The organism is Citrobacter sp. Colony219, assembly GCF_019382635.1.
Taxonomy (GTDB): domain Bacteria; phylum Pseudomonadota; class Gammaproteobacteria; order Enterobacterales; family Enterobacteriaceae; genus Citrobacter; species Citrobacter youngae.
The window spans coordinates 1,459,254-1,483,020 of the sequence record NZ_CP080033.1 but is presented as its reverse complement, the minus strand read 5'-3'; the positions used below and the strand labels follow the sequence as shown (position 1 = coordinate 1,483,020).

Genomic DNA, 23,767 nt, shown 5'->3' with positions numbered 1-23,767 from the left:
AGCCGTTGTAATCACCCTGCGTAATTATAACGGCTAAATAAACAACAATTGATAAAAATAATATTTGTTGTTTTGTGCGCCATAGAATTTGGAAATTATTGACTCCTTTTATAAATTCTATTTTCCTTACTCGATTCAGCCAAATCAGATTTATTTTTTGTTCATCATTTGTCTTTTTATTGATAATCAATTGTTAAACAATTGTTTTATTTTCGTATTGGTTATACCAATTGCCCTCAACACCTCCCCTGCTCGCCCGCTTTCGTTATAACGTGATGTTGCAACAGGTTCTTAAAGCCGAGGCGACATATATTGCAACATATGTGACATGCACGGCAGAACCCAGTAACACAGATCCAAGGATGTTTACAGTAATGTAACCTTCCCGTAAAATGCCCTCACACTTTAAACGCCACCCGGTCCCGTGGAATTGAGGTCGTTAAATGAGACTCAGGAAATACAATAAAAGTTTGGGATGGTTGTCATTAATTGCAGGCACTGCGTTACTCAGTGGCTGTAATTCTGCGCTGCTTGACCCTAAAGGACAGATTGGACTGGAACAACGTTCACTGATACTGACGGCATTTGGCCTGATGTTGATTGTCGTTATTCCTGCCATCTTGATGGCTGTTGGTTTTGCCTGGAAGTACCGTGCAAGCAATAAAGATGCGAAGTACAGCCCGAACTGGTCACACTCCAATAAAGTGGAAGCTGTGGTCTGGACGGTGCCTATCTTAATCATCATTTTCCTTGCCGTATTGACCTGGAAAACCACTCACGCTCTTGAGCCAAGCAAACCGCTGGCGCATGACGAGAAGCCCATTACCATCGAAGTGGTTTCCATGGACTGGAAATGGTTCTTCATCTATCCGGAACAGGGTATCGCTACCGTGAATGAAATCGCCTTCCCGGCGAATACTCCGGTTGAGTTCAAAGTGACATCCAACTCCGTGATGAACTCCTTCTTTATCCCGCGTCTGGGTAGCCAGATTTATGCCATGGCCGGTATGCAGACTCGACTGCATCTGATCGCCAACGAAGTCGGTACTTATGATGGTATCTCCGCAAGCTACAGCGGACCAGGCTTCTCCGGTATGAAGTTCAAGGCTATCGCAACAAAGGACCGCGCCGAATTCGACCAATGGGTTGCTAAAGCTAAACAGTCCACGAACACCATGAGCGACATGGCTGCGTTCGAGAAAGTGGCTGTGCCAAGTGAATACAACCAGGTGGAATACTTCTCCAACGTGAAACCTGATTTGTTTAAAGACGTTATTAACAAATTTATGGCTCACGGTAAGAGCATGGACATGACCCAACCCGAAGGTGAGCACAACGCACACGAAGGTATGGAAGGCATGGACATGAGCCACGCGGAATCCGCCAACTCAAGGGGTTGAGGAAGAATACGATGTTCGGAAAATTGACGCTGGATGCAGTGCCGTTCCATGAACCCATTGTCATGGTTACGATCGCTGCCATTATCATCGGTGGTGCGGCCTTACTGGGCCTAATCACTTACTTCGGTAAGTGGACCTACCTGTGGAAAGAGTGGCTGACTTCGGTTGACCACAAACGCCTTGGCATCATGTATGTCATCGTCGCAATCGTCATGTTGATTCGTGGCTTTGCCGACGCCATCATGATGCGTAGTCAGCAAGCGCTGGCTTCTGCAGGTGAAGCGGGCTTCCTGCCTCCTCACCACTACGACCAGATCTTCACGGCTCACGGCGTGATTATGATCTTCTTCGTGGCAATGCCATTTGTTATCGGTCTGATGAACCTGGTGGTTCCACTGCAGATCGGTGCACGTGACGTTGCATTCCCGTTCCTGAACAACCTGAGCTTCTGGTTCACCGTTGTCGGCGTAATCCTGGTTAACCTGTCTCTGGGCGTGGGTGAATTCGCGCAGACCGGTTGGCTGGCGTATCCACCACTTTCGGGAATAGAGTACAGTCCAAGCGTCGGGGTCGATTATTGGATATGGGCAGTCCAGTTGTCCGGTATTGGTACAACCCTGACCGGTATCAACTTCTTTGTGACCATCATTAAGATGCGTGCGCCAGGAATGACCATGTTCAAGATGCCGGTATTCAGCTGGGCGTCTCTGTGCGCGAACATCCTGATTATCGCTTCTTTCCCAATCCTGACGGTTACCGTCGCGTTGCTGACCCTGGATCGCTATCTGGGTACCCATTTCTTTACCAACGATATGGGCGGCAACATGATGATGTACATCAACCTGATTTGGGCCTGGGGCCATCCGGAAGTGTACATTCTGGTTCTGCCGGTCTTCGGGGTGTTCTCCGAAATCGCGGCAACCTTCTCACGTAAACGTCTGTTTGGTTACACCTCGCTGGTGTGGGCAACCGTGTGTATCACCGTTCTGTCGTTCGTTGTTTGGCTGCACCACTTCTTCACCATGGGTGCAGGCGCTAACGTAAACGCCTTCTTCGGTATTACCACCATGATTATCGCCATCCCGACCGGGGTGAAGATCTTCAACTGGCTGTTCACCATGTATCAGGGCCGTATCGTATTCCACTCAGCAATGCTGTGGACGATTGGCTTTATCGTGACCTTCTCAGTCGGCGGCATGACCGGCGTACTGTTGGCGGTTCCGGGTGCAGACTTCGTACTGCACAACAGTCTGTTCCTGATTGCGCACTTCCATAACGTTATCATCGGCGGCGTCGTATTTGGCTGCTTCGCAGGTATGACCTACTGGTGGCCAAAAGCGTTTGGCTTCACGCTGAACGAAACCTGGGGTAAACGCGCATTCTGGTTCTGGATCATCGGCTTCTTCGTGGCATTTATGCCGCTGTACGTGCTGGGCTTCATGGGTATGACCCGTCGCCTCAGCCAGCAGATTGACCCTCAGTTCCATCCAATGCTGGTCGTTGCCGCCTGCGGCGCCGCGCTGATAGCACTGGGTATCCTGTGCCAGCTGATTCAGATCTACGTTTCTATTCGCGACCGCGAGCAGAACCGTGACCTGACCGGTGACCCATGGGGTGGTCGTACGCTGGAGTGGGCAACCTCTTCCCCGCCTCCGTTCTATAACTTTGCCGTTGTGCCGCACGTTCACGAGCGTGATGCCTTCTGGGAAATGAAAGAAAAAGGTGAAGCGTACAAGCAGCCTGCGCACTATGAAGAAATTCATATGCCGAAGAACAGCGGTGCCGGTATCGTCATTACCGCCTTCGCAACACTGTTTGGTTTCGCCATGATCTGGCATATCTGGTGGCTGGCGATTGCAAGCTTCGCAGGCATGATCATCAGCTGGATTGTGAAAAGCTTTGATGAAGACGTGGATTACTACGTGCCGGTCCCGGAAGTCGAAAAACTGGAAAACCAGCATTTCGATGAGATTACTAAGGCAGGGCTGAAAAATGGCAACTGATACTTTAACGCACGCGACTGCCCACGCGCACGAACACGGGCACCACGATGCAGGCCAGACCAAGATCTTCGGATTCTGGATCTACCTGATGAGCGACTGCATTCTGTTCTCTATTCTGTTTGCAACCTATGCCGTTCTGGTGAACGGCACCGCAGGTGGCCCGACAGGTAAGGACATTTTTGAACTGCCGTTCGTTCTGGTTGAAACATTCCTGTTGTTATTCAGCTCCATTACTTACGGCATGGCAGCGATTGCCATGTACAAGAACAACAAGAGCCAGGTTATCTCCTGGCTGGCATTGACCTTCTTGTTCGGTGCCGGATTCATCGGGATGGAACTCTATGAATTCCATCACCTGATTGTTAACGGCATGGGCCCGGATCGCAGCGGTTTCCTGTCTGCGTTCTTCGCGCTGGTCGGCACGCACGGTCTGCACGTCACCTCCGGTCTTATCTGGATGGCAGTGCTGATGGTGCAAGTCGCTCGTCGCGGCCTGACCAGTACTAACCGTACCCGCATCATGTGCCTGAGCCTGTTCTGGCACTTCCTGGATGTGGTATGGATCTGTGTGTTCACTGTTGTTTATCTGATGGGGGCGATGTAATGAGTCATGCTAACGAGAGCGGCGGCGCATCCCATGGCAGCGTAAAAACCTACATGACAGGTTTTATCCTGTCTATCATCCTGACGGTCATTCCGTTCTGGATGGTGATGACAGGTTCTGCCTCTCCGGCCGTCATTCTGGGAACTATTCTGGCAATGGCAGTGGTACAGATTCTGGTGCACCTGGTGTGCTTCCTGCACATGAATAGCAAATCTGATGAAGGTTGGAACATGACGGCCTTTGTCTTTACTGTGCTAATCATCGCCATCCTGGTTGTGGGCTCCATCTGGATTATGTGGAACCTTAACTACAACATGATGATGCACTAAGAGCGGCGATTATGATGTTTAAGCAATACCTGCAAGTAACGAAACCAGGCATCATCTTTGGCAACCTGATCTCGGTGATTGGGGGGTTCCTGCTGGCCTCGAAAGGCAGCATTGATTATCCCCTGTTTATCTACACGCTGGTTGGGGTGTCACTGGTTGTGGCGTCGGGTTGTGTATTTAACAACTACATCGACAGGGATATCGACAGGAAGATGGAGAGGACCAAAAACCGCGTGCTGGTTAAAGGTCTGATTTCCCCTGCGGTCTCACTGGTGTACGCCACCCTGCTGGGTATTGCTGGTTTTATGCTGCTGTGGTTTGGCGCGAACCCTCTGGCCTGCTGGCTGGGGGTAATGGGCTTCGTGGTCTATGTGGGCGTCTATAGCCTGTACATGAAGCGCCATTCCGTTTATGGCACGCTGATTGGCTCACTCTCCGGCGCTGCGCCGCCGGTGATTGGCTACTGCGCCGTAACCGGTGAGTTCGATAGCGGTGCGCTGATTCTGCTGGCTATTTTCAGCCTGTGGCAGATGCCGCACTCTTACGCGATTGCGATTTTCCGCTTTAAGGATTATCAGGCTGCCAACATCCCGGTACTGCCAGTGGTAAAAGGTATTTCAGTCGCGAAAAACCATATCACGCTGTATATCATCGCATTTGCTATCGCCACGCTGATGCTAACCCTGGGCGGCTATGCAGGTTATAAATACCTGATTGTTGCTGCGGCGGTGAGCGTCTGGTGGTTGGGCATGGCGCTGCGCGGTTATAAAGTGGAAGATGACAAAGTCTGGGCGCGCAAGCTGTTCGGCTTCTCCATCATCGCCATTACCGCGCTTTCCGTGATGATGTCCGTCGACTTTATGGTGCCAAACTCGCAGAACCTGCTGACTTACGTCTGGTAAAATCTGCTGATACAAAAAGGGTGCTTCGGCACCCTTTTTTATTATTATGCAGTTTGGAGAGCATTAGGTCTCGTCTTTTTGTTTATCATCCCAGACCTCAAACAGCCATTTCCCCGCTTCAGCCGCCTCAGCAAACATCCTTACGGTTAACGGTATGCGCGTTGCTTCCACTTCTTCCCGGTTAGCTTTGAACCATCTCGTGAATAGCGGTAGATTGTGCCATGGATAGTAAGGTTTCCAGTTCACACATGATAAATCGACTTTGAACTCTTTCTCATATCGATCCAGAGCCCAGTAGAGATCATCACCGGGGGCATCAAACAAATCTGAATCGAGTTCTAAAGGAACCTCTTTCCAGTTTTCATCCAAATACCCAGGTATTTCTTCCCTGAAAAGTGTTAACACATCGTCTTGAATACTCATTAGAATGATATCCATCGGAAACAGTCATCCATAGGAAGCAATTGGTTATATTTATCGCGAAATACCATTTTCCTTTTCCCTCTTTCCATTAGAAATAACCACAAAAAGACTACACTTGTAATTATCGCAAGTAAATTAGTTGCAATTGTAACTATTTAAGTTTCCGTGCTACACAATTCCACATATCGTAGAGGTTTACCCCATTCCTTCCCCCCTTTACACTAGGCGCGAAATTAATACAGAGGTGGGAATGAACGATTACAAAATGACGCCCGGTGAGTTGCGCGCCACCTGGGGTTTAGGGACCGTATTCTCGTTGCGCATGCTTGGCATGTTTATGGTTCTGCCAGTTCTGACCACATACGGCATGGCGCTACAGGGCGCCAGCGAAGCGCTGATAGGCCTTGCCATCGGCATTTATGGCCTGGCGCAAGCCGTCTTCCAGATCCCCTTTGGTCTGCTCTCTGACCGCATCGGCCGTAAGCCGCTTATCGTCGGTGGGCTAGCGGTATTCGTTCTCGGCAGCGTGATTGCCGCCCTTTCCGATTCAATCTGGGGAATTATTCTAGGCCGGGCTTTGCAAGGTTCCGGGGCGATTGCCGCCGCCGTGATGGCGCTGCTTTCCGACTTAACCCGCGAGCAAAACCGCACCAAAGCGATGGCGTTTATCGGCGTCAGCTTTGGTATCACCTTTGCCATTGCGATGGTGCTGGGGCCAATCGTTACCCATGCGCTGGGGTTACACGCGCTGTTCTGGATGATCGCCGCCCTTGCTACCACGGGTATCGTGCTGACCATTTGGGTCGTTCCCAATAGCACCAGCCACGTACTAAACCGTGAATCGGGCATGGTAAAAGATAGCTTCAGCAAAGTGCTGGCGGAGCCCAAACTGCTGAAGCTCAATTTCGGCATCATGTGCCTGCACATTTTGCTGATGTCCACTTTCGTCGCGTTACCAGGACAACTGGCGAAAGCCGGTTTCCCCGCCGCAGAACACTGGAAAGTTTATCTGGTGACGATGCTGCTGTCCTTTGTTTCCGTGGTGCCGTTCATCATTTACGCCGAAGTGAAGCGCAAGATGAAACGCGTGTTCCTCGCCTGCGTGTTACTAATCCTTATTGCAGAGATTGTATTGTGGAGCGCTAACGTGCGTTTCTGGGGCCTGATTGCGGGCGTGCAGATTTTCTTCCTCGCCTTCAACCTGATGGAAGCCCTCCTCCCCTCGCTTATCAGCAAAGAATCACCTGCGGGTTACAAAGGCACGGCGATGGGCGTTTACTCCACCAGCCAGTTTCTTGGCGTGGCGATTGGCGGTTCGCTCGGCGGTTGGGTGGTCGAAATTTTTGATGGTCAGGCGGTATTCCTGGCTGGCGCGCTGCTGGCAGCAGTGTGGCTGTTGGTGGCAAGCACAATGAAAGAACCGCCGTACGTCAGCAGCCTGCGCGTGGAAATCCCACCTGAAATTGCCGCGGATGACACGTTGAAGCAGCGCCTGTTGGCAAAAGAAGGAATAAGCGAAGTGTTAATTGTGGCGAAAGAGCATTCGGCCTACGTGAAAATCGACAGCAAAGTGACCAATCGATTCGAGGTTGAGCAAGCGATAAGCCAGGCGTGAAGAGTGCCGGATGGCGACTAACGTCTTATCCGGCCTACAAATAGCGTGTGCGACCTGTAGGCCGGATCAGGCATTACGACTTAATCGCGGAAGTTTTTAAACTGGAACGGCTGGCCGAGATCGCCACCGCGAACCAGCGCCATGACGGATTGCAGATCGTCACGCGCCTTACCGGTCACACGAATTTCTTCGCCCTGAATCTGCGCCTGCACCTTCAGCTTGCTGTCTTTGATCAGCTTAACGATTTTCTTTTGCACCGCGCTTTCAATGCCCTGCTTCAGCTTAGCTTCAACAAACCAGGTTTTACCACTGTGCACGAAGGTCTCTGGTACGTCCAGCGACGTGCCTTCAATACCGCGTTTCAGCAGCTTGGCACGCAAAATATCCAGCAGCTGATTAACCTGAAAATCAGACTCGCTCAGCACCTTAATCGTCTTATTTGACTCATTCAGCTCAAAAGTGGCTTCAACGCCACGAAAATCAAAGCGTGACTCGACTTCACGGCTGGCGTTATCCACCGCGTTACGGGCTTCCTGAAGATCAACTTCAGAGACAATATCGAAAGATGGCATCTTTTCCTCTCCCTTCATTTTTGATGCGAAGCATAATACCTGCAAAGTTACTCAACAGACAGCGCTATACTAGGCTGTATCCTTTCATTGTACGTGGTAGTGACATCTGCGAACAATAATGGGGTGCGGTCGATATGGATTAACACCTGGTGCTGTTGCAGGTGAGGAGGAAGAATGAAAATTACCGTACTGGGATGTGGAGCGTTAGGGCAGCTATGGCTTACAGCGCTGTGCAAACATGGACATGAGGTGCAAGGGTGGCTGCGCGTACCGCAACCCTACTGCAGTGTAAACCTGATCGACACGGATGGCTCAGTTTTTAATGAATCCCTGACGGCAAATGACCCCGACTTTTTGGCAAAAAGCGACCTGCTGCTGGTCACCCTGAAGGCCTGGCAGGTTTCTGATGCGGTAAAAGGCCTGTCTGCAATTCTGCCTGAAACCACGCCCATTCTGCTTATTCACAACGGCATGGGGACGATTGAAGAGTTACATAACATTAAACAACCCCTGCTGATGGGCACCACCACTCACGCGGCACGCCGTGACGGGAACGTCATCATTCATGTCGCTCAGGGAACAACGCGTATTGGGCCGGCGCGTGAGCAAGACGGCGATTTCAGCTATCTGGCTGAAACCCTGCAAGAGGTGCTGCCGGACGTCGCCTGGCATAACACCATTCGCGCCGAGCTGTGGCGCAAGCTGGCCGTCAACTGCGTCATTAACCCGCTGACCGCATTATGGGATTGCCCAAACGGTGAGTTACGCCATCATCCGGAAAAAATAGCGCTCATCTGCGAGGAAGTGGCAGCGGTGATCGAACGCGAAGGCCACCACACATCAGCGGATGATTTACGCTATTATGTCGAGCAAGTGATTGACAGTACGGCGGAAAATATCTCATCTATGCTGCAGGACATTCGCGCCATGCGTCATACCGAGATCGACTACATTACCGGTTATTTGTTAAAACGCGCACGCGCGCACGGCATCGCCGTTCCGGAAAATGCCCGCCTGTTTGAAATGGTTAAAAGAAAGGAAAGTGAGTATGAGCGCTCAAGCACTGGTATGTCTCGCCCCTGGTAGTGAAGAAACCGAAGCGGTTACTACTATCGATCTACTGGTTCGCGGCGGAATTAAGGTCACAACCGCCAGCGTCGCCAGCGATGGCAACCTGACGATCGTGTGCTCGCGCGGTGTGAAACTGCTGGCGGATGCGCCATTAGTCGAAGTTGCTGACGGCGATTTCGACATTATCGTACTGCCAGGCGGTATTAAAGGCGCCGAGTGTTTTCGCGACAGTCCCCTGCTGGTCGAAACCGTGAAGCAGTTTCATCGCTCCGGGCGCATTGTCGCGGCAATCTGCGCCGCTGCCGCGACCGTCCTCGTCCCGCACGACATTTTTCCCATCGGCAACATGACCGGTTTCCCGGCGCTGAAAGACCAAATCCCCGCTGATCAATGGCAGGACAAGCGCGTCGTGTGGGATCCGCGCGTTAACCTGTTAACCAGCCAGGGACCGGGAACCTCAATCGATTTCGGTTTGAAAATCATTGATCTTCTGGTCAGTCGTGAAAAGGCTTACGAAGTTGCATCACAACTGGTGATGGCAGCGGGAATCTATAACTACTACGAGTAAATCTTCAGGCCACTCCCTTATAAGGAATCATAATGAAAGGATATCTGAGTGGAGTGGCTTTATTGCTCCTTTCCGGTTATGCCACAGCGACGCAACTCGACATAAAGAGTATTGAGTATCGCTATCCCGGAAGCACTGAAATGCAATATCGCGTACCATGGTTTTCCTCGACGGATAACCCCAAGGTTGCGAAACGTATTAACGATTATATTTTCGCAACCTTTATCAATCAGCTACCGGGTAATACTCCGCAGGCCACAGTAAACCAGTTTGCGAAATCAGCCATGAATCCCACCGCAAACCTTAACTACACGGTTGAATTTCGCGACGAAAAAATCCTGACCATGAATATGTTTGTCGAAGGCTGCGGAGCGTATTGCGAATCGTACAATGTACCGCTCAGCTTCGATTTAGCCAACGGCGCGGCAATTACCCTCAACGACCTCTTTTCCCGTTCTACGATGGACGAATTAAATACTCGCATCAGAAAAGATATCCGTGGCCAAATCGACACCTTTGTTGATGCGCATAAATCGCAAACACCAGAACAAATAAAAGAAGAGAAAGGCGAAGACTTTGACTATGCCGAATTCTACGCATCATGCGCAACCTACACCGACGGGTTGTATTACATCGACAAATTCTCCCTGCAAAAAGACCATCTGGTCTTCCTGAACGGACGCTGTAGCAACCACGCCAGCCGCGCACTCGACGAGTTGGGTGATTTCACCACGAAAATCCCAACCGCGGAACTGCAAAATCGGCTCACGCCGTACGGCCAGTATCTGACTGGCGCAAAGAGTACAACACCGGTTTCGCCAGCGCCCGGCATTGACGGCAAAGTCATGTACGGCACGCTGGGAAAAAGCATGCGTATTGTGTTGAAGGTGGACTGCAAATACGGTGATTTCTTTGAAGGGGCTTACTTTTACCAGAAATTTGGCGCACCGATTGAATTAACCGGCAAATGCGACACAGCCGACAATCAACATTATGAACTGAAGACATCTGCTGCTGAACAAGCGCAAGAGAAGATAACGCTGGAGTTAAAAGACGGAGTTTATCAGGGCGTCTGGGAATCGAACGGGAAGACGCTTCCTGTGCGTTTTGAATAATATCGTTGCATTGCCGGATGGCGGCGCAACCGCCTTATCCGGCCTACAACACGGTGTTTACTCAATTACGGGCGATACACCTTCACGTTTTCAAAGCCCTGCTCGCGCAGATAAAGCGCCTGCAGACGGCTCATCACCCCGCGTTCACACCACAGCAGCCAGGTTTTACTCTGGTCCAAATCGCCGAATTTAGTGCTCAGCTTGTAGAACGGCAGAGAAACGACGTCCACGCCGTCAACCTTCAGCGGTTTATCATCCTGTTCATCCACAGAACGGATATCCAGAATCACATCGTTCGGGCCGAAACCGCTCACGGTTTCCACTTCTACCACGGTTTGCTGCGTCTGCTGGGCAATATCGCGAATATCGATATTGTTCGCTTCTTCAACCACTTTATCGAGGATAGAGAAATCGAAGTTTTCTTCTTCGGCCTCAATCTTCGCTTTGATCGCTTTCACCGTCGGGCTTTTTGAAATTACACCGCAGTATTCCGGCATGGTACGAGCAAAATCCTCGGTGCCAATTTCACGCGCCAGATTGATGATGTGCTCTTTATCATGGGAGATAAGTGGGCGCAGGATCAGAGTGTCTGATACGTTATCGATCAAACGCAGGTTGGTCAGCGTCTGGCTCGACACCTGGCCCAGCGCTTCACCGGTGACCAGCGCCTGTACGCCGTAGCGCTCAGCGACTTTCGACGCCGCGCGAACCATCATACGCTTGAGAACCACACCCATCTGACCGTCGTCGACTTTCTCCAGGATCTCACCGACCACCGGTTCAAAGTTGATAGCAACAAAACGCACGCGATGCGAACTACCAAAACGGTTCCACAGATAATGCGCCACCTGACGAACGCCGATTTCATGCGCTGCCCCGCCAAGGTTAAAGAAGCAGTAGTGCACGCGGCAGCCACGACGCATCAGCATGTAGCTGGACACGCCGGAGTCGAAACCACCGGAGATCAGCGACAGTACGTCTTCCTGCGTCCCAATTGGGAAACCGCCGATACCTTCATAGCGGCCTTTAACCAGCAGCAGGCGGTCGTTTTCGATTTCAAGATTAACCGTCACGTCCGGCTTCGTCAGCTTCACGCGCGCGGATTCAATATGCTGGTTCAGTCCACCGCCAACATAACGTTCCACCTCAATGGAGCTAAACTCATGCTTACCACGACGCTTAACGCGTACGCAGAAGGTTTTACCTTCCAGTTGGTCGCGATACTGTACCAGCGCTTTCTCGAAAATATCGTGCATATCGGTAAACGGCACGTCTTCTACTTCGAGAATGTGGTGGATCCCCGGAATACGGGTCAGCGCGTCGCGAATGTCCAGGCGCTGGCTTTCATCTTTCGCGCGAACCTCAACGTGATCCCAGTGGCGGACAACGGCAAGGTCTTCATCATAGTGCTTTAAAACGTTACGAATGTTCCCTGTCAGAATTTTTATAAAGCGCAAACGCACAGATTGGCTTTTGATGGTGATTTCTGGGAACAATTTAATGATAAACTTCATGGCGGCAATGGTTCTTTGGCAAGTCTGAATGACTTGTAATGGGAAAAAATACAGCAGCCCATACCCTGCGGCTGCATCCAGGCGCGCAAGTATACCACCATCATGGTCATCCTGTGCACATCGCCTTACCATTGCGCGTTATTTGCTTATCAGTGCGAGTCCGTTACCATAGTCTTGTGCTGCCAATACAGAGAGTCAGACATTCATTATGCCGAAGAAAAATGAAGCGCCAGCCAGTTTTGAAACAGCGCTGAGCGAGCTGGAACAGATTGTTACCCGCCTGGAAAGCGGCGACCTGCCGCTGGAAGAAGCGCTGAACGAATTCGAACGCGGCGTACAGTTGGCGCGTCAGGGACAGGTTAAATTGCAACAGGCTGAACAGCGCGTGCAAATCCTGCTGTCAGATACTGAAGACGCCGCCCTTACGCCTTTTACACCGGATAATGAGTAAATGGATTTTACGCAGCAGCTACAGGCTTGCGTTGAGCAGGCCAACCAGGCACTGAGCCGTTTTATCGCGCCACTGCCCTTTCAGAACACTCCCGTGGTCGAAACCATGCAATATGGCGCATTATTAGGCGGTAAACGTCTGCGCCCGTTCCTGGTGTACGCGACCGGCCAGATGTTTGGCGTCAGCCTGAGTACGCTTGATGCTCCCGCTGCCGCCGTCGAGTGCATCCATGCCTATTCACTGATGCACGACGATTTACCCGCGATGGACGACGATGATCTGCGTCGCGGTCTGCCGACCTGCCACGTCAAGTTTGGCGAAGCGAATGCGATTCTGGCCGGTGATGCGCTGCAAACGCTGGCATTCTCTATTATCAGCGACGCCCCGATGCCGGAAGTGTCTGACCGTGACCGCATCGCGATGATCTCTGAACTGGCTCAGGCCAGCGGTATCGCCGGTATGTGCGGCGGCCAGGCGCTGGATCTGGCAGCCGAAGGCCATCAGGTTGAGCTGGATGCTCTGGAGCGTATTCACCGCCACAAAACCGGGGCATTGATTCGCGCCGCCGTACGTCTGGGTGCATTGAGCGCAGGCGATAAAGGGCGAGAATGCCTGGCAATACTCGACAAATACGCAGAAAGCATCGGTCTGGCCTTCCAGGTTCAGGATGACATCCTGGATGTGGTAGGCGATACTGCAACATTGGGTAAACGTCAGGGTGCTGACCAGCAGCTTGGCAAAAGTACCTATCCTGCACTTCTGGGTCTTGAGCAAGCCCGGAATAAAGCCCGGGATTTAATCGAAGATGCCCGCCAGTCGCTGAATCTGCTGGCCGCACAGTCACTCGATACCTCGGCACTGGAAGCGCTAGCGGACTACATAATCCAGCGTGATAAATAAACCAACATATCCCATGAGCTTGCGATGAGTTTTGATATAGCCAAATACCCGACCCTGGCGCTGGTCGACTCCACCCAGGAGTTACGTCTGCTGCCAAAAGAGAGCCTGCCAAAGCTTTGCGACGAACTGCGCCGCTATTTGCTCGACAGCGTAAGCCGTTCCAGCGGGCACTTCGCCTCTGGTCTGGGCACGGTGGAACTCACCGTCGCGCTGCACTATGTCTACAATACCCCGTTTGACCAGTTAATCTGGGATGTAGGACATCAGGCTTACCCGCACAAAATTCTGACCGGACGCCGCGATAAAATCGGTACCATTCGTCAGAAAGGCGGTTTGCATCCGTTCCCGTGGCGCGGTGAGAGCGAGTATGACGTACTGAGCGTTGGGCACTCTTCAACCTCCATTAGCGCAGGTATCGGTATTGCGGTTGCCGCTGAGAAAGAAGGCAAAGAACGTCGTACCGTCTGCGTGATTGGCGATGGCGCCATCACTGCTGGCATGGCGTTTGAAGCGATGAACCACGCGGGTGATATTAAACCCGACATGTTGGTTATTCTGAACGACAACGAAATGTCGATCTCAGAAAATGTCGGTGCGCTGAACAACCACCTGGCGCAATTGCTCTCCGGCAAACTTTACTCCTCGCTGCGCGAAGGCGGGAAGAAAGTGTTCTCCGGCGTACCGCCGATTAAAGAGCTGCTCAAACGTACCGAAGAACACATTAAAGGCATGGTCGTGCCGGGCACGCTGTTTGAAGAACTGGGCTTTAACTATATCGGTCCGGTGGACGGTCACGACGTGCTGGGGCTTATCACCACACTGAAGAACATGCGCGATCTGAAAGGCCCGCAGTTCCTGCACATCATGACCAAAAAAGGTCGTGGCTACGAGCCGGCAGAAAAAGATCCAATCACCTTCCACGCGGTACCCAAATTCGATCCGTCCAGCGGATGCCTGCCGAAAAGCAGCGGCGGCCTGCCGAGCTATTCAAAAATCTTCGGTGACTGGCTGTGCGAAACCGCGGCGAAAGACAATAAGCTGATGGCGATCACCCCGGCAATGCGCGAAGGCTCCGGCATGGTGGAGTTTTCCCGTAAATTCCCGGACCGCTACTTCGATGTGGCGATTGCCGAGCAGCACGCGGTGACGTTTGCTGCCGGTCTGGCGATTGGCGGCTATAAGCCGGTCGTGGCGATTTACTCTACTTTTCTGCAACGCGCGTACGATCAGGTGCTGCATGATGTCGCCATTCAGAAACTGCCGGTCCTGTTCGCTGTCGACCGGGCGGGTATTGTGGGCGCAGATGGGCAAACCCACCAGGGAGCGTTCGATCTCTCCTTCCTGCGCTGCATCCCGGAAATGGTCATCATGACCCCGAGTGATGAAAACGAATGCCGCCAAATGCTGTTCACCGGCTATCACTACAACGACGGTCCAACGGTCGTGCGCTACCCACGCGGTAACGCGGTGGGCGTAGAGTTGACCCCGCTGGAACAACTGCCTATCGGTAAAGGTATCGTCAAGCGTCACGGTGAGAAACTGGCAATTCTCAACTTCGGTACCCTGATGCCGGAAGCCGCTCAGGTCGCAGAGTCGATGAACGCCACGCTGGTCGATATGCGCTTTGTGAAACCGCTGGATGAAACGTTGATCCTGGAAATGGCCGCCCAACACGACGTGCTGGTCACCATTGAAGAGAACGCCATTATGGGCGGTGCTGGCAGCGGCGTAAACGAAGTACTGATGGCACATCGTAAGCCAGTTCCGGTACTGAATATTGGCCTGCCTGATTTCTTCATTCCCCAGGGAACTCAGGACGAGGCTCGCGCCGAACTGGGCCTGAATGCCACCGGAATTGAGGCCAAAATCAAGGCCTGGCTGGCATAATCCCCCCCTCGCTCCTGCTATGCTTAATGAATAACACGCTAAGCAGGAGCGAATTTATGCAATACAACACCTTAGGAAAAACAGACCTTCGGGTCTCCCGCCTTTGTCTGGGCTGCATGACGTTTGGCGAACCCAATCGCGGCAATCACGCCTGGACGCTACCGGAAGAAAGCAGCCGCCCGATAATCAAACACGCCCTTGAAGGCGGCATTAACTTTTTCGATACCGCCAACAGCTACTCCGCTGGCAGCAGCGAAGAGATTGTTGGCCGCGCGCTGCGTGATTTCGCACGCCGTGAAGATGTCGTGGTCGCCACCAAGGTTTTTCATCAGGTTGACGACCTGCCGGAAGGATTATCCCGCGCACAAATCCTGCGCTCAATCGACGACAGCCTCAGACGTCTGGGTATGGACTATGTCGACATCCTGCAAATTCACCGCTGGGATTACAACACACCTATTGAAGAAACCCTGGAGGCTCTAAACGACGTAGTGAAAGCAGGTAAAGCGCGCTATATCGGTGCCTCATCCATGCACGCTTCGCAGTTTGCTCAGGCACTGGCCCTGCAGAAACAACACGGCTGGGCACAGTTCGTTAGCATGCAGGATCACTACAACCTGATTTATCGCGAAGAAGAACGTGAAATGCTGCCGCTTTGCTATCAGGAAGGTGTGGCGGTGATCCCATGGAGTCCGCTGGCGCGTGGTCGCCTGACGCGCCCGTGGGGAGAAACGACGGCACGTCTGGTTTCTGATGAAGTCGGTAAAAATTTGTACAACGAGAGCGATGAAAACGATGCGCAAATTGCCGCACGGCTGGCCGGTATCAGTGAAGAATTAGGCGTCACGCGTGCACAGGTTGCGCTGGCCTGGCTACTGAGTAAACCCGGTGTGGCCGCGCCGATTATCGGTACGTCGCGTGAGGAACAGCTGGATGAGTTGCTTAATGCGGTGGATTTAACGCTGAAACCAGAGCAGGTAGCCGAGCTGGAAACGCCGTACAAACAGCATCCGGTGGTGGGATTTAAATAAGCATTGGCGATTGCTAATTGTAGGCCGGATAAGCATAGCGCATCCGGCGATGGCGCGACGCTTATCCGGCCTACAACAGCCCCCAAAAGGGTTAAATAATACCTACCGGCCAGTGATGACCGATAAAATACAAAATTCCGGCAGAAAGTATCCCGGCGACAATATCATCGATCATGATCCCTGTACCGCCATGCACGTTGCGATCAAACCAGCGGATCGGCCACGGCTTCCACATATCCAGGATACGGAAAATCACAAAACCCGCGGCAACCCACTGCCAGTCGTTGGTTGGTAGCGCCATCAGGGTTATCCACATCCCGACAAACTCGTCCCAGACAATGCTGCCGTGATCGTGCACGCCCATATCTTTCGCCGTTTGATGGCACAGATAAACGCCAATACAGATAGACAACATGACCACCAGCGAATACAGCTGCCACGGCAGAAACGTCATTAAATACCAAAATGGGATCGCCGCCAGCGATCCCATGGTGCCAGGAACAATTGGACTCAGTCCGCTGCCAAAACCGGTGGCCAACAAGTGCCACGGGTTGCGCATACTCAGGCGACTTTTGGCGACATCTTTTTTAAGGCGCGGCAAAATGGTCATATCCTTTCCAGTCGAACGTGACGGGTTTTCCGTCGCGCGTAAAGTGAATGCCTTCCACATCCGCGCTCATCTGCCCGATACAGGTAAACGCTGCGCCGAGATTCCCCAGCGCCACGTCCAGCGCGCCACGGTTAATTTCCGGTACGGTAAAGCATAACTCATAATCTTCACCACCCGAGAGCGCCCAGCGCAGCGCCTGTTCCGATTCCACGTGTTGGGCAAATGCCGGAGAGTAAGGCAGCGCATCAACGTTAACCCGCGCGCCGCAGCCGCTGGCATTAACGATATGCCCCAGATCGGAGATCAGGCCGTCGGAAATATCGATAGCGGCGCTCGCCAGATCGCGCAGGGCTTGTCCCTGCAGGATGCGCGGCGTTGGCCGCAGATGACGTTTAAGCAGATAGTCCGCGTCTTTTGCATCTCCAACCTGCAACCGATTCTGTAAAATCGCCAGCCCCGCAGCGCTGTCGCCCGGCGTACCGGTCACATAAATCCAGTCTCCCGGTTTCGCTCCGGAGCGTTTTAAAGCCCGTCCTACAGGGACGTAGCCATGGATACCCAGCGTCATCGACAGTGGTCCACGCGTGGTGTCACCGCCAATCAGCTGCATATCATAGTAATTCAGCAGTTCAAACAGGCCATCGCTGAAGGCTTCAAGCCAGGCTTCATCGACGTCAGGTAACGTGAGCGCCAGCGTCAGCCATGCAGGGTCCGCCCCCATCGCCGCCAGATCGCTCAAATTCACCGCCAGCGCTTTCCAGGCGAGATCGGTCGGATCAATGTCAGGGAGGAAGTGGTTACCAGCTACCAGCGTATCGGTACTGATCGCCAGCGTCTGTTTTTCAGGGATGTTCAGAAGTGCGCAATCGTCACCAATACCGGTTTCGACATCAAGACGAGAGGTTCTTACGCGGTCAAAATAACGGGCAATCAGGGAAAATTCGCCGCATGCCATACGTTATGCCTCAGCAGAAAAAAAAGAAAAAGCCGGGGATAGCGGAAACATGTTCCACCATCCGACCGGCCTCGGAATTACTTTTTGTTGGGGCGAATCACAGGTGCTGCTTTATCCAGTACGCCGTTGACGAATTTGTGGCTGTCTTCAGCGCCGAAGGTTTTCGCCAGTTCAATCGCTTCGTTGATGGCCACTTTGTATGGCACATCGCTACGTTTAGACAGTTCAAACAGCGCAATACGCAGCACGGCTTTTTCTACCTGACCCAGCTCTTCCAACAGGCGAGACAGGTAAGGCTTCATTAAGCCATCCAGGTACGCGCTGTTAGTCGCCACCCCGGACAGCAGTTCACGGAAATACAGAACGTCGACATCTTTTACGTCCTGTTCCGCCAGGAACTGGTATTCAACATCAGCGATGTCGTTCTGGGACAACTGCCAGGAGTAGAGCGCCTGGACGGCACACTCACGGGCGCGGCGACGAGCAGCAGGTTTCACGGATTTCCCCTTACAAAAATCAGGCCTTGATGGCTTTCAATACATTAATCATTTCAAGCGCAGTCAGTGCAGCTTCTGCGCCTTTGTTGCCGGCTTTAGTGCCAGCACGTTCGATGGCTTGTTCAATACTTTCGGTGGTCAGAACACCGAAGGCTACCGGAATGCCGCTGTCCTGAGCGACATGCGCCAGGCCATTGCTTGCACCGCCAGCCACATATTCGAAGTGCGCGGTACCGCCACGGATCACCGTACCGAGCGCAATCACCGCGTCGTATTTACCGGTTTTCGCCAGAGCGTCAGCCGCCAGCGGCAGCTCATAGGCACCTGGAACCCAAACAACGGTAATGTTTTCATCTTTAACCTGACCAATACGTTTCAGGGCGTCGATCGCACCTTCCAGCAGGCTGTCATTGATAAAGTTGTTGAAACGCGCAATGGTGATGGCGACGCGAGCGTCCGGGGTAGCAACGTTAGCTTCAATAATGTTCATATTCTTCCTTCGGGTTCGATTTATAGCCCCGTAAGGGGGGCGGATTTTATCATAATATTCTGTGCGCTGCTTCCTCTAAATCAGAAAGCCTCACGCAGTCGTTAAATGCAGGCAAACGTCCGGGCCCACCTGGCGTATCTCATTGAATTTGAAATGGGGTGCGTCAGCCAGTTTCTCAAGGCCTGGAAGCACACATAATCCTCGCGCATCGCTGCCTAACAGTTTAGGCGCAACATACACGATTAGCTCATCGACCAAACCGGCCTGTAATAATGCTCCCGCGAGCGTTGGGCCTGCTTCAACCCAAATACTGTTAATTTGCTGTTTGCCCAGTTGCATCATCAGCACCACCAGATCCAGATGCCCGTTATGTTCCGGCACCTTCAGGCTACGAACCGTCTCCGGCCAGCTACGAGGGTCGTCTTCAGTCCGGACAATCCAGGTTTCTCCAGGCTGTTGCACAATACGGTGCTCCGGCGTGACCTGATTCTGGCTATCCAGAACAATGCGGATTGGCTGGCGCAGCTCTTCCTGCGGGTAACTCGCCTGAGTTGATTCCCCAAGCTCCGACCAACGCACGGTAAGCTGAGGGTCGTCTGCCAGCACCGTAGCACTGCTGGTTAAAATGGCATGGCTTTGCGCGCGCAAGCGTTGCACATCGCGGCGCGCCTGTGGTGAGGTAATCCACTGGCTTTCACCGCTGGCCATCGCTGTACGGCCATCAAGCGACGCGCCAAGCTTAAGCTGCAGATACGGGAATCCCGTACGCATGCGCTTGAGAAAGCCTTTATTCAATTGCTCAACTTCGCTCATCATCAGCCCGTGGCTGACGTCGATGCCCGCCTGCTGCAAACGGTAGAGCCCACGTCCTGCGACCTGCGGATTAGGATCCTGCATCGCGGCAACCACACGTGACACGCCTGCGGCAATCAACGCATCGCAGCACGGCGGCGTACGGCCATGATGGCTACAAGGTTCAAGCGTGACATAGGCGGTTGCACCTTGTGCTTTTTCTCCCGCCATCCGCAGGGCATGGACTTCGGCATGTGGTTCGCCCGCGCGGTGATGATACCCTTCACCGACGATCTCCCCATCTTTAACAATCACGCAGCCCACGTTGGGATTGGGGTGAGTGGTAAAACGTCCGCGCGCAGCAAGCTTCAGCGCGCGCGCCATGTATAATTCATCCTGCATGGCTTAGTCCTGTAGGCGAGCAATCTCCTCGCCAAATTCTTTGATATCTTCGAAACTCCGGTAAACCGAAGCAAAGCGGATGTAGGCGACTTTATCGAGTTTTTTCAACTGCTCCATCACCAGGTTGCCAATCATCTTGCTCGGCACCTCACGCTCGCCAGTTGCACGCAGTTGTGATTTGATATGGTTCAACGCCATTTCGACGTCATCAGAGCTGACCGGACGTTTCTCAAGCGCTCTGAGCATGCCGCTGCGCAGCTTATCTTCATTAAAGGGTTCACGCACATCGTTGCTTTTCACAACGCGCGGCATGACTAGTTCAGCCACTTCAAAAGTGGTGAAACGTTCGTTACAGACCAGACACTGCCGACGGCGGCGAACTGAGGAGCCCTCGCCGACAAGACGAGAGTCAATTACCTTAGTGTCTACGGCGAAACAGAATGGGCAATGCATACGGCGTCCTGTACCTCAGTGGTTGACCGGAATCTATTTTACCCTGAACTGGCGTGACAACAAAGGCGCAACGCTTTTGAGACAAAGGATCGATGCCTTCGCGCTCAGTGCGCACTACCATTATGCTATCGCGACAATAAAGGAAGTAATCACAATGACAAGACGTTACCTAAGAATTCTCCTGGTGGGAAGTCTCTTTAGCCTAAGCGCCTGCGCACAGCAAAGCGAAGTACGCCAGATGCATCAAAGTGTTAGCACGTTGAATAAAGAGATGACGCAGCTAAATCAGGAAACGGTAAAAATTACTCAACAAAATATGTTGAACGCAAAATCAACCAGCGGCGTCTATCTGCTGCCAGGTTCCAAAACCCCTGCCCGACTGGACAGCCAGATAGGCACGTTACGTATGTCGCTGATAAATATTGCGCCGAACGCCGACGGTACGCGCCTGACGCTGCGGATTCAGGGTGAATCCAACACGCCTTTACCCGCCTTTAGCGCCACCGTCGAATACGGGCAAATTCAGGGCACCACGGACAACTATCAGGAAGTGAACGTTCACAACCAGTTGGTCAACGCCCCGGCAAGTATTCTTGCCCCCAGTGATGTAGACATTCCATTGCAGTTAAACGGACTGTCTCCAGATCAGTTAGGTTTTGTTCGCATCCACGACATCCAACCTGTTAGTCAATAAACTTTTTGCGGAACGTTTTTGTGCGTTCCGCAACATCACTCCCGCCCATTTTGTTACTCCTCTGACATAAGCGATATTTCCGGTAAAACTTGGCAACATTCACCGGAGCCAGTACAATTCGCCGCCTAAAGTACGCAAACGTGAACGCAATCGATTACGCAAATGATAGAACTGTGAAACAAAACATATTTTTGTGAACAATGATTTTTATAATAGGCACCGAAGAAACACGAAATATTTCTACACAAAATCATGCAAGACGCATCAAGGCGGCAACTGCGTGAATCCCTGGAGCTTACATCAGTAAGTGACGGGGGTGAGCAAAGGCAGCCAACAAAGAGGCGGCTTGAAGGATGAAGTGTATAGAAACGCAAATTGCGCATTTTTCTATCCCGAAAGGGATTTCAAACAGTGGCATACATATGAAAAAAACATTACTTGCAGCCGGTGCAGTGCTGGCGCTCTCCTCGTCTTTTACTGCCAACGCGGCAGAAAATGACAAACCGCAATATCTGTCCGACTGGTGGCACCAGAGCGTCAACGTGGTGGGTAGCTACCACACCCGTTTCTCCCCGAAACTGAACAACGACGTATATCTGGAATATGAAGCGTTTGCCAAAAAAGACTGGTTTGACTTCTATGGCTACATCGATATTCCTAAAACCTTCGACTGGGGTAACGGCAACGATAAAGGTATCTGGTCTGACGGTTCCCCGCTGTTTATGGAAATCGAACCGCGTTTCTCCATCGACAAGCTGACCGGCGCTGACCTGAGCTTCGGTCCGTTCAAAGAATGGTATTTCGCCAACAACTACATCTACGATATGGGTGATAACAAAGCCAGCCGCCAGAGCACCTGGTATATGGGTCTGGGTACCGATATCGATACCGGTCTGCCGATGGGTCTGTCTCTGAACGTGTATGCTAAATACCAGTGGCAGAACTATGGCGCATCCAACGAAAACGAGTGGGATGGCTACCGTTTCAAAGTGAAATACTTTGTGCCGATCACCCAGGTATGGGGCGGCCAGTTGACCTACATCGGCTTCACCAACTTCGACTGGGGCTCAGATTTGGGTGACGATCCGAACCGCACCAGCAACTCTATCGCTTCCAGCCACGTTCTGGCGCTGAACTACGATCACTGGCACTACTCCGTAGTGGCGCGTTACTTCCACAACGGCGGCCAGTGGAAAGGTGGCGACACTCTGAACTGGGGCGAAGGCGATTTCAGCGCGAAATCTACCGGTTGGGGTGGTTACCTGGTTGTGGGTTACAACTTCTAATCCAGCCAATCTATCGCAGACAAGCCAGCTTAACCGCTGGCTTTTTTATGGCCGGTCTTCACAGCGTACTTTACGTAAAAAGTCACTTAGCGATCGATCCGCTGATTCGCGAAAATACCTGTTAAGCGGCGTGATCTTCAGACAACGATCAACGCGAAAACAGCGATAATCGTCACGTTTTTCACACCAGGCAACGAGCAGCCAGTGCTCGCCCCAGAAAAATAATCCCAGCGGCTGAACGTCGCGCCAGGAGAGATTCCCGGACTCATCGCGATAATGCAGCGCCAGCGCCTGCTGCGCCGAAACCGCGCGATGAATGAGATCGAACGCACTGCGTGAATGCGGCTGATTACCAAAATCAGGTGCGAAAATCCGCGTTTGCTCGGCTCTGCGCCGACTCTCTGGCGGCAATATCGCCAACACTTTTTCCTGTGCTGATTCCAGCGCCTGTGAGAGTGAATCCCCGCCCCATGTTTTCAGCAACCGAATCGCTACCATCAACGCTTCTGATTCGTGCTGGGTTAGCATCAACGGCGGCAGATCAAACCCCGCCATTAAGCGGTATCCACTACCCACTTCGCCTTCAATGGGCACGCCGGATAAAGAGAGATCGCGGATATCGCGATAAATCGTCCGTTCAGACACCTCCAGACGTTCTGCCAGCAGCGCCGCCGTTGTCACTCGCCTGCCACGCAGGATTTGTACAATCTGAAACAAGCGGTCGGCGCGTCTGGTCATATTAATCGTCAGTCCTGAAAAAATTACGCGGGTTGATGTAAACCAACGCGATTGCCTTCGCTGTCAGTAAACAGCGCAATCGTGCCAATGTCTTGCCCCAGTTCAAGCGGGCCAAACACGCACTGGCCGCCAGCGATGGCGACGCGTTCAAGCGTTGCAGCCAAATCGTCCGTATGCAGGTAAATAATAGCGCCCTGCGCTGAAGGCGTAATACCGTCAAATTTAGCCAGTGCACCGCCAGGAGCGGGATCCTGATGCGGAAATACGGCGAGCTCAGCGCAGTCCATATTCTCCCGACGCAAAGAAACCTGCATCACGGGTTCATAAAAAGCAATGGCGCGATCCATTTGTGCCACGGGGATTTCAAACCAGTTAATGACGTTGTTCATACTTCCTCCTGCCTGTGTGGGTGGTGTCAGAAGGACTATAAGACAGTGCTACTGACAGCATACTGTCAGTAGTGTT

The 23,767-nt window shown here is 52.4% G+C and carries 27 protein-coding genes; 15 read left to right on the top strand and 12 right to left on the bottom strand.

All coding sequences use genetic code 11. From position 1 onward, the window contains the following. Positions 1-190: hypothetical protein (locus tag JTI85_RS06330; protein WP_219352604.1), on the bottom strand; the 190-nt coding region annotated here is incomplete at its 3' end. 253 nt (positions 191-443) lie between these two features. On the opposite strand from JTI85_RS06330, the gene cyoA reads away from it, so the two are divergent. The 5 genes from cyoA to cyoE are packed head-to-tail and all read left to right on the top strand — an operon-like array spanning position 444 to position 5,238. After that, on the top strand, positions 444-1,400 hold the full coding sequence (gene cyoA / locus JTI85_RS06325) for a cytochrome o ubiquinol oxidase subunit II (RefSeq protein WP_061067426.1): 957 nt from the start codon (positions 444-446) through the stop codon (positions 1,398-1,400). Positions 1,401-1,411: 11 nt separating this feature from the next. Next, positions 1,412-3,403: a cytochrome o ubiquinol oxidase subunit I gene (gene cyoB / locus JTI85_RS06320; protein ID WP_003021610.1), complete on the top strand. Its 1,992-nt coding sequence runs from the start codon at positions 1,412-1,414 to the stop codon at positions 3,401-3,403. Continuing rightward, the gene (locus JTI85_RS06315; protein WP_003021608.1) at positions 3,393-4,007 is read left to right on the top strand and encodes a cytochrome o ubiquinol oxidase subunit III; all 615 of its coding nucleotides are present in this window, start codon (positions 3,393-3,395) and stop codon (positions 4,005-4,007) included. Before cyoB ends, JTI85_RS06315 begins: the two co-directional genes overlap by 11 nt. Continuing rightward, entirely contained in the window at positions 4,007-4,336 is a 330-nt protein-coding gene (locus JTI85_RS06310) for a cytochrome o ubiquinol oxidase subunit IV (protein ID WP_003021607.1), read from the top strand. Before JTI85_RS06315 ends, JTI85_RS06310 begins: the two co-directional genes overlap by 1 nt. Before the next feature lie 11 nt (positions 4,337-4,347). Further along, entirely contained in the window at positions 4,348-5,238 is an 891-nt protein-coding gene (gene cyoE / locus JTI85_RS06305) for a heme o synthase (protein ID WP_003835956.1), read from the top strand. A 63-nt stretch (positions 5,239-5,301) separates the two neighbouring features. Here cyoE and JTI85_RS06300 read toward each other — a convergent pair whose 3' ends face one another. Further along, positions 5,302-5,676 carry a DUF1493 family protein gene (locus JTI85_RS06300; protein ID WP_219352276.1) on the bottom strand — a complete coding sequence of 125 codons (375 nt, stop codon included), beginning with the start codon at positions 5,674-5,676 and terminating at the stop codon, positions 5,302-5,304. 235 nt (positions 5,677-5,911) lie between these two features. Between JTI85_RS06300 and JTI85_RS06295 the strand changes: the two genes are divergently transcribed. Beyond that, positions 5,912-7,276, top strand: a complete 1,365-nt coding sequence (locus JTI85_RS06295) for an MFS transporter (RefSeq protein WP_199984871.1) — start codon at positions 5,912-5,914, stop codon at positions 7,274-7,276. Between the two features lie 80 nt (positions 7,277-7,356). On the opposite strand, the gene JTI85_RS06290 is transcribed toward JTI85_RS06295, so the two are convergent. After that, positions 7,357-7,848, bottom strand: coding sequence for a YajQ family cyclic di-GMP-binding protein (locus tag JTI85_RS06290; protein WP_003831002.1), 492 nt, complete (start codon positions 7,846-7,848; stop codon positions 7,357-7,359). A 174-nt stretch (positions 7,849-8,022) separates the two neighbouring features. On the opposite strand from JTI85_RS06290, the gene panE reads away from it, so the two are divergent. The 3 genes from panE to JTI85_RS06275 are packed head-to-tail and all read left to right on the top strand — an operon-like array spanning position 8,023 to position 10,602. Continuing rightward, positions 8,023-8,934, top strand: a complete 912-nt coding sequence (gene panE, locus JTI85_RS06285) for a 2-dehydropantoate 2-reductase (RefSeq protein ID WP_003021593.1) — start codon at positions 8,023-8,025, stop codon at positions 8,932-8,934. After that, a complete protein-coding gene (gene yajL, locus JTI85_RS06280; RefSeq protein ID WP_003847587.1) occupies positions 8,897-9,487 on the top strand; it encodes a protein deglycase YajL in 591 nt (196 codons plus the stop codon). Before panE ends, yajL begins: the two co-directional genes overlap by 38 nt. A gap of 32 nt (positions 9,488-9,519) precedes the next feature. Continuing rightward, a complete protein-coding gene (locus JTI85_RS06275; RefSeq protein ID WP_219352274.1) occupies positions 9,520-10,602 on the top strand; it encodes a hypothetical protein in 1,083 nt (360 codons plus the stop codon). Between the two features lie 65 nt (positions 10,603-10,667). On the opposite strand, the gene thiI is transcribed toward JTI85_RS06275, so the two are convergent. Further along, positions 10,668-12,116, bottom strand: coding sequence for a tRNA uracil 4-sulfurtransferase ThiI (thiI, locus tag JTI85_RS06270; RefSeq protein WP_005125147.1), 1,449 nt, complete (start codon positions 12,114-12,116; stop codon positions 10,668-10,670). A 208-nt stretch (positions 12,117-12,324) separates the two neighbouring features. Between thiI and xseB the strand changes: the two genes are divergently transcribed. The 4 genes from xseB to yajO are packed head-to-tail and all read left to right on the top strand — an operon-like array spanning position 12,325 to position 16,385. Next, the gene (xseB, locus tag JTI85_RS06265; RefSeq protein WP_038638224.1) at positions 12,325-12,567 is read left to right on the top strand and encodes an exodeoxyribonuclease VII small subunit; all 243 of its coding nucleotides are present in this window, start codon (positions 12,325-12,327) and stop codon (positions 12,565-12,567) included. Further along, the gene (gene ispA / locus JTI85_RS06260) at positions 12,568-13,467 is read left to right on the top strand and encodes a (2E,6E)-farnesyl diphosphate synthase (RefSeq protein ID WP_048212434.1); all 900 of its coding nucleotides are present in this window, start codon (positions 12,568-12,570) and stop codon (positions 13,465-13,467) included. A gap of 24 nt (positions 13,468-13,491) precedes the next feature. Next, positions 13,492-15,354, top strand: a complete 1,863-nt coding sequence (gene dxs / locus JTI85_RS06255) for a 1-deoxy-D-xylulose-5-phosphate synthase (RefSeq protein ID WP_219352273.1) — start codon at positions 13,492-13,494, stop codon at positions 15,352-15,354. Positions 15,355-15,410: 56 nt separating this feature from the next. Beyond that, the gene (gene yajO / locus JTI85_RS06250) at positions 15,411-16,385 is read left to right on the top strand and encodes a 1-deoxyxylulose-5-phosphate synthase YajO (protein WP_061067420.1); all 975 of its coding nucleotides are present in this window, start codon (positions 15,411-15,413) and stop codon (positions 16,383-16,385) included. A gap of 91 nt (positions 16,386-16,476) precedes the next feature. On the opposite strand, the gene pgpA is transcribed toward yajO, so the two are convergent. The 6 genes from pgpA to nrdR all read right to left on the bottom strand — a co-directional run bounded on the left by pgpA (position 16,477) and on the right by nrdR (position 20,584). Then, complete coding sequence (pgpA, locus tag JTI85_RS06245) at positions 16,477-16,995, bottom strand: phosphatidylglycerophosphatase A (RefSeq protein ID WP_003021578.1); 519 nt, start codon at positions 16,993-16,995, stop codon at positions 16,477-16,479. Then, the gene (gene thiL, locus JTI85_RS06240) at positions 16,973-17,950 is read right to left on the bottom strand and encodes a thiamine-phosphate kinase (protein WP_048212437.1); all 978 of its coding nucleotides are present in this window, start codon (positions 17,948-17,950) and stop codon (positions 16,973-16,975) included. Before thiL ends, pgpA begins: the two co-directional genes overlap by 23 nt. A 77-nt stretch (positions 17,951-18,027) precedes the next feature. After that, positions 18,028-18,447 (bottom strand): transcription antitermination factor NusB, encoded by a 420-nt coding sequence (gene nusB / locus JTI85_RS06235; protein WP_000801129.1) that lies wholly within the window; start codon positions 18,445-18,447, stop codon positions 18,028-18,030. A 19-nt stretch (positions 18,448-18,466) separates the two neighbouring features. Beyond that, complete coding sequence (ribE, locus tag JTI85_RS06230; protein WP_003021575.1) at positions 18,467-18,937, bottom strand: 6,7-dimethyl-8-ribityllumazine synthase; 471 nt, start codon at positions 18,935-18,937, stop codon at positions 18,467-18,469. 90 nt (positions 18,938-19,027) lie between these two features. Continuing rightward, on the bottom strand, positions 19,028-20,131 hold the full coding sequence (ribD, locus tag JTI85_RS06225) for a bifunctional diaminohydroxyphosphoribosylaminopyrimidine deaminase/5-amino-6-(5-phosphoribosylamino)uracil reductase RibD (RefSeq protein WP_003021573.1): 1,104 nt from the start codon (positions 20,129-20,131) through the stop codon (positions 19,028-19,030). Between the two features lie 3 nt (positions 20,132-20,134). Beyond that, positions 20,135-20,584 (bottom strand): transcriptional regulator NrdR, encoded by a 450-nt coding sequence (nrdR, locus tag JTI85_RS06220; protein WP_016152032.1) that lies wholly within the window; start codon positions 20,582-20,584, stop codon positions 20,135-20,137. Between the two features lie 154 nt (positions 20,585-20,738). Here nrdR and JTI85_RS06215 point away from each other — a divergent pair, with 154 nt between their 5' ends. Together JTI85_RS06215 and JTI85_RS06210 are read left to right on the top strand one after the other, a co-directional pair. After that, positions 20,739-21,278, top strand: coding sequence for a DUF3251 domain-containing protein (locus JTI85_RS06215; RefSeq protein ID WP_048212439.1), 540 nt, complete (start codon positions 20,739-20,741; stop codon positions 21,276-21,278). 422 nt (positions 21,279-21,700) lie between these two features. Continuing rightward, positions 21,701-22,564, top strand: coding sequence for a nucleoside-specific channel-forming protein Tsx (locus JTI85_RS06210; protein WP_003021561.1), 864 nt, complete (start codon positions 21,701-21,703; stop codon positions 22,562-22,564). 45 nt (positions 22,565-22,609) lie between these two features. On the opposite strand, the gene JTI85_RS06205 is transcribed toward JTI85_RS06210, so the two are convergent. Both JTI85_RS06205 and JTI85_RS06200 read right to left on the bottom strand, forming a co-directional pair. Further along, positions 22,610-23,302, bottom strand: coding sequence for a YafY family protein (locus tag JTI85_RS06205; protein WP_121584290.1), 693 nt, complete (start codon positions 23,300-23,302; stop codon positions 22,610-22,612). Between the two features lie 23 nt (positions 23,303-23,325). Further along, on the bottom strand, positions 23,326-23,691 hold the full coding sequence (locus JTI85_RS06200) for a VOC family protein (protein WP_115643782.1): 366 nt from the start codon (positions 23,689-23,691) through the stop codon (positions 23,326-23,328). Positions 23,692-23,767: the final 76 nt, after the last annotated feature.